The sequence below is a fragment of the Qipengyuania sp. L-5Y genome, from assembly GCF_056859455.1.
This window is the reverse complement of sequence record NZ_JBSXOM010000032.1, coordinates 275,215-290,463: the sequence shown is the minus strand read 5'-3', so window position 1 is coordinate 290,463 and position 15,249 is coordinate 275,215. Positions and strand designations below refer to the sequence as shown.

Annotated in this window: 13 protein-coding genes and 1 tRNA gene; 8 read left to right on the top strand and 6 right to left on the bottom strand. The window is 57.0% G+C overall.

Annotated elements, in window-relative coordinates:
- Window positions 1–15: 15 nt before the first annotated feature.
- A complete protein-coding gene (locus AC13F2_RS15010) occupies window positions 16–1,077 on the top strand; it encodes a CNNM domain-containing protein (RefSeq protein ID WP_482965687.1) in 1,062 nt (353 codons plus the stop codon).
- 129 nt (window positions 1,078–1,206) lie between these two features.
- Here the strand turns inward: AC13F2_RS15010 and AC13F2_RS15005 are convergent, their stop codons facing one another.
- Both AC13F2_RS15005 and rnd read right to left on the bottom strand, forming a co-directional pair.
- Window positions 1,207–2,103 carry a hydrogen peroxide-inducible genes activator gene (locus AC13F2_RS15005; protein WP_482965686.1) on the bottom strand — a complete coding sequence of 299 codons (897 nt, stop codon included), beginning with the start codon at window positions 2,101–2,103 and terminating at the stop codon, window positions 1,207–1,209.
- A gap of 9 nt (window positions 2,104–2,112) precedes the next feature.
- On the bottom strand, window positions 2,113–3,315 hold the full coding sequence (rnd, locus tag AC13F2_RS15000) for a ribonuclease D (protein ID WP_482965685.1): 1,203 nt from the start codon (window positions 3,313–3,315) through the stop codon (window positions 2,113–2,115).
- A 179-nt stretch (window positions 3,316–3,494) separates the two neighbouring features.
- On the opposite strand from rnd, the gene aspS reads away from it, so the two are divergent.
- The 7 genes from aspS (at window position 3,495) to AC13F2_RS14965 (ending at window position 9,977) form a co-directional block, all read left to right on the top strand.
- Entirely contained in the window at window positions 3,495–5,312 is a 1,818-nt protein-coding gene (gene aspS, locus AC13F2_RS14995) for an aspartate--tRNA ligase (RefSeq protein ID WP_482965684.1), read from the top strand.
- Between the two features lie 119 nt (window positions 5,313–5,431).
- A complete protein-coding gene (locus AC13F2_RS14990; RefSeq protein ID WP_006834437.1) occupies window positions 5,432–5,668 on the top strand; it encodes an acyl carrier protein in 237 nt (78 codons plus the stop codon).
- A 93-nt stretch (window positions 5,669–5,761) separates the two neighbouring features.
- Window positions 5,762–7,021: a beta-ketoacyl-ACP synthase II gene (fabF, locus tag AC13F2_RS14985; protein ID WP_103023531.1), complete on the top strand. Its 1,260-nt coding sequence runs from the start codon at window positions 5,762–5,764 to the stop codon at window positions 7,019–7,021.
- A 1-nt stretch (window position 7,022) separates the two neighbouring features.
- Window positions 7,023–7,994, top strand: a complete 972-nt coding sequence (mltG, locus tag AC13F2_RS14980) for an endolytic transglycosylase MltG (protein WP_196845908.1) — start codon at window positions 7,023–7,025, stop codon at window positions 7,992–7,994.
- Window positions 7,991–8,521, top strand: a complete 531-nt coding sequence (locus AC13F2_RS14975; protein WP_196845909.1) for a 2'-5' RNA ligase family protein — start codon at window positions 7,991–7,993, stop codon at window positions 8,519–8,521. Before mltG ends, AC13F2_RS14975 begins: the two co-directional genes overlap by 4 nt.
- Before the next feature lie 167 nt (window positions 8,522–8,688).
- A tRNA-Met gene (locus AC13F2_RS14970) sits at window positions 8,689–8,765 on the top strand.
- Window positions 8,766–8,957: 192 nt separating this feature from the next.
- Entirely contained in the window at window positions 8,958–9,977 is a 1,020-nt protein-coding gene (locus tag AC13F2_RS14965; protein ID WP_482965683.1) for a DUF2891 domain-containing protein, read from the top strand.
- An 87-nt stretch (window positions 9,978–10,064) separates the two neighbouring features.
- Here AC13F2_RS14965 and AC13F2_RS14960 read toward each other — a convergent pair whose 3' ends face one another.
- The 4 genes from AC13F2_RS14960 to AC13F2_RS14945 form a co-directional block, all read right to left on the bottom strand.
- Window positions 10,065–11,453 carry an HAD-IIIC family phosphatase gene (locus AC13F2_RS14960; protein ID WP_482965682.1) on the bottom strand — a complete coding sequence of 463 codons (1,389 nt, stop codon included), beginning with the start codon at window positions 11,451–11,453 and terminating at the stop codon, window positions 10,065–10,067.
- 503 nt (window positions 11,454–11,956) lie between these two features.
- Window positions 11,957–12,202, bottom strand: coding sequence for an acyl carrier protein (locus AC13F2_RS14955; RefSeq protein ID WP_482965681.1), 246 nt, complete (start codon window positions 12,200–12,202; stop codon window positions 11,957–11,959).
- A gap of 29 nt (window positions 12,203–12,231) precedes the next feature.
- Window positions 12,232–13,308, bottom strand: a complete 1,077-nt coding sequence (locus AC13F2_RS14950) for a hypothetical protein (RefSeq protein ID WP_482965680.1) — start codon at window positions 13,306–13,308, stop codon at window positions 12,232–12,234.
- A 102-nt stretch (window positions 13,309–13,410) separates the two neighbouring features.
- Window positions 13,411–14,931: an MBOAT family O-acyltransferase gene (locus AC13F2_RS14945; protein ID WP_482965743.1), complete on the bottom strand. Its 1,521-nt coding sequence runs from the start codon at window positions 14,929–14,931 to the stop codon at window positions 13,411–13,413.
- Window positions 14,932–15,249 lie beyond the last annotated feature (318 nt).

Genomic DNA, 15,249 nt, shown 5'->3' with positions numbered 1-15,249 from the left:
AAGACGCCAGCTTTCATGGCCCTACTGATTTTCTACGTTTCGCTCGCGCTGATCGTATCGTTCTTCTGTTCACTACTGGAGTCTTCGCTGCTGACGATAACTCCGTCCAGCGTTCGCTCCGCGGAAGAACGCGGCGCGAAGTGGGCCGCAAAAATGAAAGGGCTGAAAGACGACGTCGAGCGCCCGCTTGCTGCGATCCTGACGCTGAACACCGTGGCGCACACTATGGGTGCAGCGGGGGCGGGTGCGCAGTATGCCGCGCTCTACGGAGCGGGACGCGAAGCTGTTTTCGCCGGTGTCCTGACCGTGGCGGTTCTGGTGGTGACAGAGATTATCCCCAAAACCATTGGTGCGCGTTATGCGACCAGCCTGGCACCGTTCACAGCTTCCCTGCTGCCCGTGCTGATCACCGCGCTCGCGCCGCTGGTGTGGGCGTCACGGCAGATCACGCGACTGATAACGTCCGGCAAGCCCGCGGATCCGCCTCAGCACCGTGACGAACTGCTGGCTATCGCCAGTCTGGGGCAAGCTTCCGGCCAGATCGATAAGGTCGAAGTGCGGTTTATGAAAAATCTTATCCAGCTCAACGCGGTCAAGACTTCGGATATCATGACGCCGCGCACGGTCGTGTTCGGTCTGAGCAAGTCGGATGATCTTGGCAAATGGGCGGAAAAAGTCAGCGCCTCGCCCTACAGCCGCATTCCGGTTCTCGATGGGGAGAGCGACAAGCCGAGCGGCTTCGTGTTGAAAAGCGATCTGCTTGTGTGCCTCGCCAAAGGCGATGCGCATTGCGATGTCGACGGTATCATCAGATCTCTGCCCGGTGTCCTCGACGAAGTGCCGGTGAACAAGCTGTTTCATCGCATGGTCACCGATCACAACCATATTCTGGCTGTGCTCGACGAATACGGTACCTTCGTAGGTTTGGTAACACTGGAGGATGTGCTCGAAACCATTTTCGGCTTCGAGATTGTCGACGAGCTCGACGAAAAACCGGATCTGCAGGAGTACGCCCGCGAGCTGGCGCGCCGCCGCAATACGGAACGCGCAATGCCCGATGGGTTGACGCCAGACTAGGTTTTGCGAAGTCTGCTACGAAAAGCCTAGATATGAAGGCGTCATCAGAATGCTTCTAGGTGAATGAAGCCTTTTCTCTGTCGAAGACATCGCCATCTCGGCGACAATTGGCGACCGATTCTTTTGCGTTTAGCCCTCGCGTAATTCCTTTGCCAGAAGTTCGAAATCGTCTCGTCTTGGCGAGTTGCGGCGCCAGATGAGGGCGATCTCGCGAGTGGCGTTCTTCGACTTGAGGGGGCGCGCGACGACTTCCGTCCCATTTAGAATGCCCGCGTCGATGGCCATCTTGGGCAGCATCGTCAGCCCCAGATCGTTATCCACCATCTGGACAAGTGTATGTAAGCTCGTGCCGATCATGGTAGCCGAAGCCCGCAGTTCTGGTCGGTTGCAGGCGGCCAAAGCGTGATCTTTGAGGCAGTGTCCGTCTTCAAGTAGCAGCAGGCGTCCCTCATCGATCATGCTTGGAGGAATGACATCGGGTGGGTCACGCGGGTCGCCTTTTGGAAAGGCAACGTAAAGCTCGTCGTCCGCAATGTGGGCCTGTTCGATCTCGCCCGTGGCGAAGGGAAGGGCGAGGAGCACACAGTCGACGCGCCCGTGCTGCAGCGATTCAACGGCGTCCTGACTGGTCTCCTCACGCAGTAGTAATTGCAGATCGGGACGCTCGCGACGCAGGCGCGGAAGAAAGCGTGGCAGCAAGAACGGCGCAATAGTGGGAATTACGCTCATCCGCAGTTGGCCGGCGAGAGGCTTTCCCGCAGCCTGTACCAGATCCGCCAGTTCCTCAGCTTCGCGCAGAATCCGGTGAGCCTTCTCCACCACCTGATTGCCGAGCGCTGTAAAGCGCACGACCCGGCGACTTCGTTCTACCAGTGTTACACCAAGGAGCGATTCCAGCTCGCGTATCCCGGCACTGAGCGTCGACTGAGAAACGAAGCTTGCCTCCGCAGCGCGGCCGAAATGGCCGTGCTCGTGCAACGCGACGAGATACTGCAATTGCTTCAGCGTCGGCAGATAGGTGGACACTCGGCCGGCCTATTCTGCAGCTTGCGTTTCGACCATGCCGGCATGGAGGTCATCGATGTGCGTCATGAGCAGGCGGCCATCTTTGACCGCGAAGGCAAGCCGACCCTCGACGAGTTCGAGCGCGTCTTTGCCAAATACCTCGTAACGCCAGCCATCGAGGATTTTAAGATCGCGAACACCCGCGGCAAGGGCTTCCATTTCATCCGCCTTGGTCAGCAACCGGGATGCAACATCGATTTCGCGGGCACGGATCTTCAAAAGCAGCTTAAGAAGGTCGGCAACGAGGGCGCCTTCTTTACCTAGAGGCGCGCCGCGCTTGGGCTTTTCGGGCATTTCTTCCTTCGAAAGCGGTTTCGCCTTGTCGAGCACTTTCATCAGGCGTTTGCCGATGTCGTTGTCCTTCCAGGCGTTCGACAGGCCACGAACCTTCGTAAGGTCGGGCTGTTTCTTGGGGGGGTGACTGGCAATATCGGCCAGCGTTTCATCACGCATGATGCGGCCGCGCGGAATGTTCTTGTGCTGAGCTTCGCTCTCACGCCAGGCGGCGAGCGCTTTCAGGCGCCCAAGTACCTGTGCATTGCGGCCGGGCGATCGTATGCGGTGCCAGGCGATATCGGCATCATTGGCATAATTCGCGGGATCTGCGAGCCGCTCCATTTCGGCATCGAGCCAAGCACCACGCCCGGTCTTGATGAGCTTCTTCAGAATACGCGGGAAGATCGTGGCGAGGTGTGTCACATCGCCGATCGCATATTCGATCTGCCGATCGGTCAGCGGGCGACGGCTCCAGTCGGTAAAGCGGGCGCCTTTGTCGATGGTCAGCCCGAGCCAGCTCTCGACGAGATTGGCGTAGCCGATCTGTTCGGACTGGCTGATCGCCATCATCGCGATTTGCGTATCGAAGATCGGTTGCGGCGTCTTGCCGGTAAAATTGTAGACGATTTCCACATCCTGCCCCCCTGCGTGGAAGACCTTCAGAATGTCTTCATTTTCACAGAGCAGGTCCCACAGCGGTGTCAGATCGATCCCTTCGGCAAGCGGGTCGATGGCGGCCGCTTCTTCCTCATTGCCGATCTGCACCAGGCAGAGTTCAGGCCAATAGGTATTCTCGCGCATGAATTCGGTGTCGACGCAGACGAATTCGTGTTTTGCCAGGCGCTCGCACAGTTCGGCCAGCGGTTCTGTCGTCGTAATCAGTTCGTGTATTTTCATCGTACTCGTTTCTGGTTCGGGCGGAGTGCCGCCCACGGGCCAAACCGGCCCAAGACAACAGGGCGTGCGCAACCTTGACAAAAAGCCGTGCTTGCCCTGTTAGCGCGCGCGATTCCTGCTAGAGGAGCGCAGCCCTTCGCGCCCCTAGCGCTATAGCTCCGAAAATGGAAAGATTTTAGATGCACGCCTATCGTACCCACAACTGTGCCGCGCTGAACAAAGACGATGTCGGCGAAACCGTTCGTCTGTCGGGCTGGGTGCATAACAAACGCGACCATGGCGGCGTTCTCTTCATCGATCTCCGCGATCATTACGGCATCACGCAGATCGTTGCCGACGAGGATAGCGACGCGCTGCCGGTTCTTGACAAGATCAAGCTGGAATCGGTCGTCACGATCGACGGTGTCGTGAAGGCGCGCGCCGATGTGGCGGTCAACAAGAACCTGCCGACGGGGGAGATCGAAGTCTTCGCGCGCTCGGTCAATGTCCAGAGCCGCGCAGACGATCTTCCACTGATCGTCAATTCGGCGGAGGATTACCCGGAAGAAACGCGCCTCAAATATCGGTTCGTGGATTTGCGCCGCGAGCGGGTGCACGCCAATATCATGCTGCGGAACCGCGTAATCACCTCGCTGCGTCGCCGGATGATCGACCAGGGGTTCAGCGAATTCCAAACCCCGATCTTGGGCGCATCGAGTCCGGAAGGCGCACGCGATTATCTCGTGCCGAGCCGCCTCCACCCGGGCCGCTTCTATGCGCTTCCGCAGGCCCCGCAGATGTTCAAGCAGTTGCTCATGGTTGCCGGTTTCGACCGTTACTTCCAGATCGCCCCTTGCTTCCGCGATGAAGATTTGCGCGCCGATCGCAGCCCCGAATTCTATCAGCTCGATTTCGAAATGAGCTTCGTGACGCAGGAAGATGTCTTCCAGACGATCGAACCGGTTCTGGCAGGCGTTTTCGAAGAATTCGCAAACGGAAAAACTGTGACCCCTGCAGGTGAATTTCCGCGCATCCCTTATGCCGACGCCATGCTGAAGTATGGCAGCGATAAGCCCGATCTGCGCAACCCACTGCTCATCAGCGACGTGACCGAACACTTCACGACCAGCGGTTTCGGCCTGTTCGAAAAAATCGTCGGGACCGGCGGCAAGGTCCGTGTGATTCCCGCGCCAGAAACGCACGAAAAGAGCCGCAAGTTCTTCGATGAGATGAACGACTGGGCCCGCCGCGAAGGCTTTGCCGGGCTCGGCTACGTCACCCGCAAGGGCGGCGAATTCGGAGGTCCGATTGCCAAGAATCACGGTACCGAGGGCATGGAGAAACTCTATGCCGAATTGGGCCTAGGCGAAAACGACGGTCTGTTCTTCGCTGCAGGCAAGGAAAAGGACGCGGCCAAGCTCGCGGGTGCTGCACGTACCCGCGTGGCCGAGGAACTGGGCCTGATCGAGGAAGACTGCTTCAAGTTCTGCTGGATCGTCGACTTCCCGATGTTCGAATATGACGAAGACCTCAAGAAGGTCGATTTCAGCCACAACCCGTTCTCGATGCCGCAAGGCGAGATGGATGCGCTCGAAACCCAGGACCCGCTGGACATCAAGGCGTGGCAGTACGACATCGTCTGCAACGGATACGAGCTGTCCAGCGGAGCGATCCGTAACCACAGGCCCGACATCATGTACAAGGCTTTCGAGATTGCCGGCTACACGCAGGCCGATGTCGACGAAAACTTCTCGGGCATGATCGAGGCGTTCAAGCTCGGCGCACCGCCGCACGGCGGTTCGGCCCCGGGTATCGACCGTATCGTCATGCTGCTTGCGGATGAACCCAACATCCGCGAAGTCATTGCCTTCCCGTTGAACCAGAAGGCGCAGGACCTTATGATGGGCGCACCGAGCCTTGTTTCGCCGCGCCAATTGCGTGATGTTCATATTCGCACCGTTGATGCACCCAAGCCGCAGGGCGCGGAAGCGACGCGGGTCGATCAAGCAGGGGAGTGAGCGGGCCCCGAGCTACCGTCCGCGCTCTGTCAGAACGATTCCTAGACCCTTGCCTAAGCCTTCAGCGTTCATTAGGGCGACAGGCAATTCAATAACCCCCAGATCTGAGAGGGATTACAATGAGCGATACTGCCGACCGCGTGCAGAAGATTGTCGTCGAGCATCTCGGCGTCGAGGCCGACAAGGTCACCCAGGAAGCCAGCTTCATCGATGATCTCGGTGCGGACAGCCTCGATATCGTCGAGCTGGTCATGGCGTTCGAAGAAGAATTCGGTGTCGAAATCCCCGATGACGCTGCCGAAAAAATCACCACCGTTGGTGATGCGACCAAGTACATCGAAGAGCACAAGGGCTAAGCCTTCAGCTGCCTTCATGCCCGCCGAGTGCGGGTTCGGACAGGCCCGACCCGGTAACTGGGCCGGGCCTGTTGTCTTTTTGCGGAGAATAGCATGCGTCGTGTGGTCGTAACCGGACTTGGCCTCGTCACCCCCCTCGGGGGTGATGTGGAGACTTCATGGAAAAACCTTATCGCTGGTAAAAGCGGGGCGGGGCAGATCACCCGGTTCGATACGACCGGGCAGAAATGCACCATTGCCTGCGAAGTGAAACCCAAGGACCACGAAGACGGTTTCGATCCCGACAAGCGGGTGGATCACAAGGTTCAGCGCCAGGTCGATCCATTCATCATATATGGGATCGATGCAGCTGGCCAGGCGCTGGAAGATGCCGGTCTCGTCGACATGGATGACGATCTCAAACTGCGCGCGGGCGTATCGATTGGTTCGGGCATTGGCGGTTTGCCGGGCATTGAAAGCGAATCGATTGTTCTTCACGAGCGCGGCCCTGGGCGGGTCAGCCCGCATTTCGTTCATGGGCGGTTGATCAACCTCATCTCCGGGCAGGTTTCCATCAAATACGGCCTCATGGGCCCCAATCATGCCGTCGTCACCGCCTGCTCCACCGGCGCGCACTCCATCGGCGATGCCGCGCGGATGATTGCGCTCGACGATGCTGATGTGATGCTGGCAGGTGGCGCAGAATCGACCATCAATCCGCTCGGCGTAGCCGGCTTCGCACAAGCGCGCGCCCTCAACACGAGTATGAACGATCGCCCGACCGAAGCCAGCCGCCCGTACGACAAGGACCGCGATGGTTTCGTCATGGGCGAGGGGGCTGGCGTCGTCGTGCTCGAAGAGTACGAACATGCAAAGGCTCGCGGTGCGAAAATCTACGCGGAAATCGTCGGCTACGGCCTTTCTGGCGACGCCTATCATGTGACCGCGCCTCATCCTGAGGGCAAAGGCGCTGAGCTCGCCATGCGCATGGCCTTGAAGAAAGCCGGCATGCAGCCGAGCGACATCGATTACGTAAATGCGCACGGTACATCGACCATGGCCGATACGATCGAACTTGGCGCCGTGAAGCGTGTGCTGGGCGATGATCTTGGCGGCGCATCAATGAGTTCGACCAAGTCTGCCATCGGCCATCTCTTGGGCGGCGCCGGGGCAGTCGAGGCGATTTTCTGCATTCTTGCCATTCGCGACCAGATCGTCCCGCCGACGCTCAACTTGCATAACCCCGACGAGGGCACGGAAGGTGTCGATCTTGTGCCCCTCAAGGCGAAACAACGCGAAGTGAATGCCGCACTCAACAACAGCTTCGGCTTCGGCGGCACCAACGCGTCGGTAATCATCAAGAAGGTAGACTGACGTGAAGAAGGCCGGGTGCCTTCTAACCAGCGTATTGGCGCTCGTCCTGGCGATTGGCGTTATCTGGTTCCTGTCGGGCTGGTGGGGCAGTGCCCAGGTCGAGGATGATACGAATTTCATCGTCCCGTCTGGGGCCAGCCTGACGTCTGTGGCTGACAAGTTGGCGGATGAAGGGTTGATCTCCGACCCACGCGGCTTCCTGCTGCGCGCCAAGATATTCGGATCGTCCGATCCGATCATGGCTGGCGAATTTCTTTTGCCTGCAGGCGCCAGCAATTCGAAAATCCTCGATACGTTTCAGCATGGCGAGGTAATAAGGCGGTTCGTGACCATTCCCGAAGGATTGCCTTCCGTCATGGTTCACGACCGGCTGATGGCAGAAGAAAATTTGACCGGAGAGATCCCTGTCCCGGTCGAAGGCTCGGTGCTTCCCGATACGTACGACTATGAACGCGGCGAATCCCGCGGCGCCGTGCTGGCACGCATGCAAGCGGCAATGCAGAACTATCTCGCCGAAGCCTGGCCCAAGCGCGCCGACGATATCGCTGTCGATACCATTCAGGAAGCCGTGACACTTGCCTCCATCGTCGAGAAAGAAACCGGCGTCGCCAGAGAACGGCGCATGGTCGCCGGCCTCTACTCCAATCGCGTGAAGGATGGGATGCTGCTGCAGGCTGACCCCACGATCATCTACCCGATTACGAAGGGCCGGCCGTTGGGCCGACGGATCAAGCAATCCGAAATTGCCGCCATCAACGACTATAACACGTATTCGATGGTGGGATTGCCGAAGGGGCCGATTACAAATCCGGGCCGCGAGTCCATTGCTGCCGTGCTCAATCCGGCAAAGACGTCTGCGCGTTATATGGTGGCCGACGGCACTGGTGGGCACGCATTCGCCCAAACGCTGGACGAGCACAATCGCAATGTAGCCAAGTGGTTCGAAATCCGCCGCCAGCGTGGGGAAATGTGAACACCGAAGGTGAAGCGCCTCTGATTGTCACGGCCCGGCTGCCGCGTGATCTGCACGCCCGATATACGGCCCTCCGCAAGGCCCATTTTCCTGCAGAACGCAATTATCTCGAAGCTCATGTCACGCTGTTTCACGCCTTGCCGGCCATGTGCGAAGCGGAGGCGTGCACGTATCTCAGGCGCCTGGCAGCAGAGTTTGCGCCCATCGATGGCCATGTCGAAGGCATAATGTCGCTGGGGCGGGGAACGGCCGTCAAACTGATCAGTGCGGACATGCTTTTACTACGCGAACTGATTGCCGACCATTTCAATGGCCTGTTGACGCAACAGGATCAGCATCGCCCACGCCTGCATGTGACGATCCAGAACAAAGTCAGCGGCAAGGAAGCAAAGGCACTGCAAGCAGCCTTGGCGGGCACGATCGAGCACCGAGCCTTCCAGTTCACGGGGGTTGACCTCTTCCGGTATCGAGGGGGACCCTGGGAGAAGGTGAAAGGGTTCGACTTCCGCGGACATGGCCGTCTCTAGCTGGTAAACAGATGGCTTGCCGGCCCGTTGTGACCGAAGATAAATTGTTTGCGTGAGGCCCATTCCGGAAATCGCACATGTAGCACATTTGCGCGGTTGACCCGGTGGCCGGACCGCCCTAAACGCGCCGCCTGCCGAGCGAGCAAATGCCCCGGCATGCCTTTCGGGGCGGAGTAGCTCAGGTGGTTAGAGCAGCGGAATCATAATCCGCGTGTCGGGGGTTCGAGTCCCTCCTCCGCTACCATTTATCCAGATTGAATGGTTTTGGGACGCTTGGCGAAGGCTAGGAAAGCGGATACGCAGTTGTATGCGTAGAATTGCAATTGGTTCGCTATTGGGTTTGTTGTTAGTGGCTTGCTCACCCGAGGCTGATGATGCGACCGAGGCAAGGAAATTTCCAGCGCCTCGCGCAGACAGCCAGACTGATCGATTTGCCTTGCTTGCACTTGATTGCGTCCATCGCGAATACCCTAACAAGATCTCGCACGTTCTGGAAAGCGATGCCGACGCGCTTCCGCCCAGCCAACTCACGCCGGCATTTTACGGATGTTTCGATTGGCACAGTTCGGTGCATGGGCATTGGCTGCTCGCCAGATTAGCGCGCACTGACCCGGACACGCCCATGCGCGAAGCGATCCTTGCCGCACTCGATCGCAGCTTGACCGAACAGAATATGGCCGGTGAGCTCAGCTATTATACCAACGGCGATCGCGCGTCGTTCGAGCGACCGTATGGCGTGGCGTGGTTTCTGCAATTGGTGGCCGAGCTGGACGAGAGCGACGATCCTCAGATGAAGAGGTGGCGGGAGAATCTTCGGTCACTCGAAAATTCGATCGTAGCCAACATGATGAATTGGCTTCCCAATCTCGCTTATCCCATTCGTGTCGGGACTCACAATCAAAGTGCGTTCGCGTTCGGCCTGATGCTCGATTACGCCCGTCAGGTCGGCAATACCGAACTGGAGCAGTTGCTGGTCGCGAAATCGCTGGAATTCCACGAAGGGGATCGCGATTGCCCGATCGGATATGAACCTTCTGGCGAGGATTTTCTTTCTCCCTGTTTGATGGAAGCGGATCTGATGCGCAGGGTCATGCCATCCGACCGCTTCGCCGAGTGGCTCAGCGGATTTTTGCCAGACATACCCACGGATGGTTCGGCGGATTGGCTGGAACCCGGCATTGTGCGTGACCCTACCGACGGCAAGCTCGTCCATCTTGATGGTGTCAACCTGTCGCGCGCGTGGGCGATGGAAGGGATCCTGTCGGCTCTGCCTCCAGAAGACCCGCGGCGCGCCGCACTCGAGGCTTCTGCCGATCGGCATCGTGAGGTTGGCATCGCCGCGATCAGTGCGGAGAATTACGAAGGCAGCCACTGGCTGGGAAGCTTTGCAACCTATCTGACCACGAAACGTGGCATTTCCGAGCACACGGCGAGCGGACCAGGAAACCAGAGCTAAGGGTCATCATAGCTGTAGGTTTTTGAACGCAATTCGGAGGCACTAAGCGGTTCCGTGCATACCAAGCAAAGCTTCCGCCTTCGCAGGTCAGTCGGCGATGCTCACGTCGATGAATGTCGTATGCGGCGCATACTGGTCGACCTCTTGAGAATAGGTGATCGAACCGTCATCGCAGCGTTCGACAATATCGAAACCGAAGGCGGGGAAGAACTGCGAAACCATTCCGTTTCGATCTGTGGGAACATATCGCGCATGTACTGTTGATGCGCCGGCCCGCCTTGCCGTGTCGAAGAGGGCATCCATGACGGTTTGCTCGACACCGCGTTCAAGGACCCGGCACGATTGCAGCCAAGTGTCGATCGTCCAAGCCGCACCATCTTTGCGCACGATGATCACACCGATCATGCCATGCTGCGCGAACTTGTCCTCCAGGCGAACCTGCCATGCAAGCTGATCCGGATCCTCTTCTATTCTTTGAACATCCTGTTCGCCATATCGTTTGGTCGTCAGGTTGAACTGGTTGGATTTATTGATCAACTGGGTGACGCGACTGCGCCCGGCACCGTCGAAGGGCTTGATCGTCATGCGCATTTCAAGCGACGACAGATAGTCGCTGTAGTTTCCGATTTTTGCGCGCACTTCGGCTGCTGCCGCTCGGCCCCCATAACTTTCGGCCCGCGAAATATCTTCCGTGTTGAGCGGCAGGTGGTCGAACAGTCCCGACTGCGAAATCCTCTCGATAAAGAAGGAAGGATCTTCGCCGACCTCAATGGTCGATACCATCGGCAATTCCTGTCTCACTCGCTCGCGTTCGGCAGGATTGTCGTCAACGAAGACCAGCGACTCAAGGCCCAGACCGAGGGTCTCGGCAATCGACCGGATATTGGTAGCTTTGTCGTTCCAGTTGGCTTGGAAGACCGCAATGTGACTCTCTTTGAGGACCATTTCCGAATGATTTCGAAAAGGCTCGCGCGCAATTTCGTCAGTATTTTTCGAACAAACAGCCAAAACCACACCACGATCGCGTAAGGACAAAATGAAGTTCTGAAAGGCGACAAATGCCTCTCCCTCAGGCGAATTCTGGCCAAGCCTAATGCCTGCCAGCCCATCATCGCCGATCACTCCGCCCCACAGGGTGTTATCAAGATCAAGGACAAGCGCTCGCGCGGACTTGCCTTTCATTGTAGCTAATACCGCGGCGATGCTGTCCGATGCTAAAGGACACATTTCGATACGAAACGGTATTTTGGCTGCATGGTAACGGATCGGATCGAGCCAGTTTTCAATTCCTACGCGGCTGGCCAGTGCGGCCTGATCCCATATCAGCCATTTGCCGAGCATCGCCCCTTTGGCAAGCTTGAGGTTGACCAGATGTCTGAAGCGCGCGCTGGTACCAGGTGTGGCCAGTTCAGCCGATGAAACCTGTTGTGCGGCTGGAAGGGTTGCAAAGATTGGCCGACATTGTGACTTTTCCAAGGTGGCGGCGGCAAGCGCAGAAAAGAGGTCTTCAGCGGCTGCGACAGCTTCCTCCTCTGCGGCGCGGTCGAGAATTGGGCGCTTGTTCGCGAAGGCGGTTTCATCGAGTACAACGAGCACAGCATCCAGAGGCTCACCGAAGCAGTCCGAAGGCGAATAAGCGTAACTTGCAACGCTGTCGTAGGGCGCCTCGACTGACGATATGGCAAGGCCCCGCGCCAGACCCGCAGCGGCCAGGGGGGCAGGTAGATAGCTAAGTGTCCTATTTCCAAGCAGACCTATCGAAACAGGGGCAAAAGTCGGGCTAGGTATGTCCGACTTGAGCAGTTTGTTCGCAAACCGTTCAAGCCGCAGTTGCTCACGGGTGGTAAGTCGCTGACCCGCTAGCGATCTGACCGCGTGAAAGTCGAGATCGCGGCCCTCGATGAGCGCAGCCTCGAAAATTTTGAGCCGTTCCCCCCAGTTAGAAGAAAGAGGAGGTCGCCAAGGGAAATTTTCGGAGGTCATCCGACCTGCTTCGCGGCCGCGTTGACCAGATCCCCCAGATTCTTGAAGCTTTGCATCTCCGATGTGCTGAAATGTACTCCTAGCTCCATTTCGATCATCACCATCAGGCGAACGTGCGACAGGCTATCCCACTGCGCCACATCGTTCGCAGTCGTCTCCATGGTTACCGGCCCGTCATACTCGTCGAACAGGTCACGAATAATGGCTGTAATCTTTTCGAGAATGACATTCTGATCGGACATCTGGGAAACCTTTTCGTGACGATCTGGGCCTAATTTTCGTGGATCGGAAAGCTGTTCGCGATGCGATATTCTTTTACCGCATTGCGGATATCGCGCTCGTAGGTTGCAAAATTTGCCCGAGTTATCCGGTCTTTTCCGGTTTTCATCGCAGAAACAAATCGCTGCAAAATCGCTGGATCATACGCGTGGCCAACTTCACGAAAGTTCGCGAGGTCCCCCGCCACCGTGGGGTCGCCATCTAATGCAAAGACCCTGACGCCAGATAAATCACTGACGGCATTTACCAGACAGCGCCGCGCAATCATTTGCTCATCGAGAAGTGTAGGACTGATGTCGTTCTGCCTTACATAATAAAAAGCGTAAGACTCTATCGGGAACAGGATATCGACCCTGACTCCTCTCTCAGAAAGAGACCGCACGTCGGGGATGAGTTGTTCGTTCACAGACCGAAAGCTGTGGCAGTCTTTTCCGCTTTTCGCGTCGATGTCTTTGCGGTTGCGCTCAATCATGCGACCTAGCTTGGCAATCTCGCTCGGCCGCTGGAATTTGACATACATGTTCTTCACGAAGGTCTGATATTCCGCATCGTCCGGATTATCGTAGGTCAGCTTCCCGCTCATGATTTCGAACGTTTTCCGAATTGTCGGAAGGTTCACCATCCGTAGATCGTTGGTGATGTCCCCGTCGTACAGGAATGTCGGGAAACTCGAGTTCGCAACGTCGGGCCCCACCATGTAAGTCCAGTCAAACGTAAGGATGACGTGTTGTACGCTTGGGTTGTCGATTAACCGATCCAGGACCAGGTCGCGATCTTTGGGGCGGGGGCCGCCATAGCTCAGGTTTACGGCGCGCGTCTCAGGCCCAAGAATTGCCTTCAGGTATTCCGGCGAATACATCGCCGTGATTGAGCTCCCTACGAGGAACGTGTTGAAAGAAGGATCCTTCGTAGCAACGTCGATCCAGTCGATGACCATGTCTCTGGGTGTGTCGTCAGGCTCAATTCGAGGATTTGCACCCCACCGATAAACATTATGCGGATCGACTGCGATGACGACGGTCGCAAGCAATAGATATAGAAAAGTAATGAGAGCGGCGGCCAGAATCATCGGTCGCGCTGCTCGCCAGCGAGTATCTGTCAGCCTGAACCCAGCCGAGTGCGGAGGCGGCGATTCAGCGACGCTTGCGAAGTGTTCTGGCCGGGCCATGGTTCAGAACCCCTGATACAGGAATGGTGGCTGCCGTGACACGTAGTAGAGCGACGCGAGGACAAGTCCGGAAATAGCCGCCGCCTGTATCCATCCGGGACGCCACAGCTCGCGAAGAAAGGCTGGCCCATAGCTCTTGTTGTCGTAGGTCATGATCGCAGGGCGATATCGGCGCATCAGTTCTACGCTGTTTGGACAAAGATAGATGATCGAAAACGCCACGGCGAGTGTGACGACAGGTTCGCGCATGTTGAAAGCGGAAGGGGCATCGAACGATGCACCAAACATTTGCCCGAACAGATGAAAGCCGCCCGCGACGCTTTCCGAACGAAACATCGCAAGGCTAAGGCAAAGTGGCAAGAAGAAGACTGCCCTTTCGATGAACCCGATGACTAGCGGCGAAGTGGTTTTGCGAACGCTCTTGTACCATTTCGACGCCCGAACTTCGGTTTCGAGCGCGTACCAGAATCCGTGCATGAGTCCGAAAACGGAAAAGGTCCACAATGCACCGTGCCATAGGCCGATGATCTGGAAGTTGACGAGCATTGGAAGCCACAGGCTGAGCAAGTGAGCCGGAATGGGCGCAAGCCGGTTGAACATGCTGTAGCGCGTTCCCGCGACCGATAGGGGCGTGTAGAGAAACCGAGCGATCACGCGCGTGAGGGTCATGTGCCATCGGCGGTAGTAATCGATGATCCCGTTGGCTTTGAACGGCGAGAAGAAGTTTATCGGGTATCGCAATCCGAACATGCGGGCGAGGCCGAGCGCCATGTCCGAATAGCCGGAGAAATCGAAGTAGAGCTGGGCCATATAGGCAAGTGCACCGATCCAGGCCTGAACCGGGTGAATTTCCGCACCTACATTCGCTGCGCTGAAGACGACGTCGACCGTCGGTGCAAGATTGTCAGCCAGAACTACCTTCTTGAACATCCCGATCGAGATGAAGGTCAATCCAACGGCGAGATCGATCGGGTTGAGCCTCAAGAACCGCTTCGACTGAATTTGCGGATTGAACTCGCTGAGATAGGTGATCGGCCCGATGATCAGCTGGGGGAAGAAGCTCACAAAAGCGCCGTAGCGACAAAATGCCGAAAATACTGACTTGATCGATCCAAGTCTTCCCAAGAACTGCGTAACATTCTTCTCGCGGGCATATGCATCGGCCAGGAATGCTGCCTGGTGGAATGTGTAAAAGGATATTCCCGCAGGAATTGCTATGCCTGCGATGTCCACGATGAGACCGGATTTCGGCCCCAACAAAAGGGTGACAATCTTGTATTTGAAATAGCAGAGGGAGGCTATGTTATAAAATTGGCCGAACAAATATGTTGAACGCCTGTTTTTATCCTGATCATCCATCTTCGTTATGATCATTGCTACCGAGAAGTTTACCGCCAGCGCGATCAGCAAGAGGATGACCGACGTCATCGAGTGAGGGATGTAAAATATTATCGACGCTACGAAGAGTAAGGCGAGCGCGTAATTCCGTCCGAAGTACGAAGCTGTCGCATAGAAAGCGACCAATACGATCGGCAGGAATACAAATAAAAATATCGGATCGGTAAATATCAAAGCAAATCCGCCCTATTTTTACATTCCCAAAGCGATAGCGATTGGCCGGCGTCCGACTGACGGTGTGCCGACAGTGATGCCGATGCGATGCCCAACTTCATTTCGTTGAGAAAGAGGTGCATCGGTATATCGCGTTGGTCACGATGAATGGCGTGGGTTCATCAGAGGTACTGCAAACGGGTCAGATGACGATCTCGAAGCCTTAAGCGGCCAAACTACGAACCAAGATCGAAGGCTTCGGCCCACTGAGAAGGGGTATAAAAATGCCAC

Excerpts from the sequence above, each read along its gene's own strand:
- AC13F2_RS15010 (WP_482965687.1), top strand. The coding sequence starts at position 16 with ATGGCCCTACTGATTTTCTACGTTTCGCTCGCGCTGATCGTATCGTTC.
- rnd (WP_482965685.1), bottom strand. The coding sequence starts at position 3,315 with ATGAAAATACACGAACTGATTACGACGACAGAACCGCTGGCCGAACTG.
- aspS (WP_482965684.1), top strand. The coding sequence starts at position 3,495 with ATGCACGCCTATCGTACCCACAACTGTGCCGCGCTGAACAAAGACGAT.
- AC13F2_RS14990 (WP_006834437.1), top strand. The coding sequence starts at position 5,432 with ATGAGCGATACTGCCGACCGCGTGCAGAAGATTGTCGTCGAGCATCTC.
- fabF (WP_103023531.1), top strand. The coding sequence starts at position 5,762 with ATGCGTCGTGTGGTCGTAACCGGACTTGGCCTCGTCACCCCCCTCGGG.
- AC13F2_RS14955 (WP_482965681.1), bottom strand. The coding sequence starts at position 12,202 with ATGTCCGATCAGAATGTCATTCTCGAAAAGATTACAGCCATTATTCGT.
- AC13F2_RS14950 (WP_482965680.1), bottom strand. The coding sequence starts at position 13,308 with ATGATTCTGGCCGCCGCTCTCATTACTTTTCTATATCTATTGCTTGCG.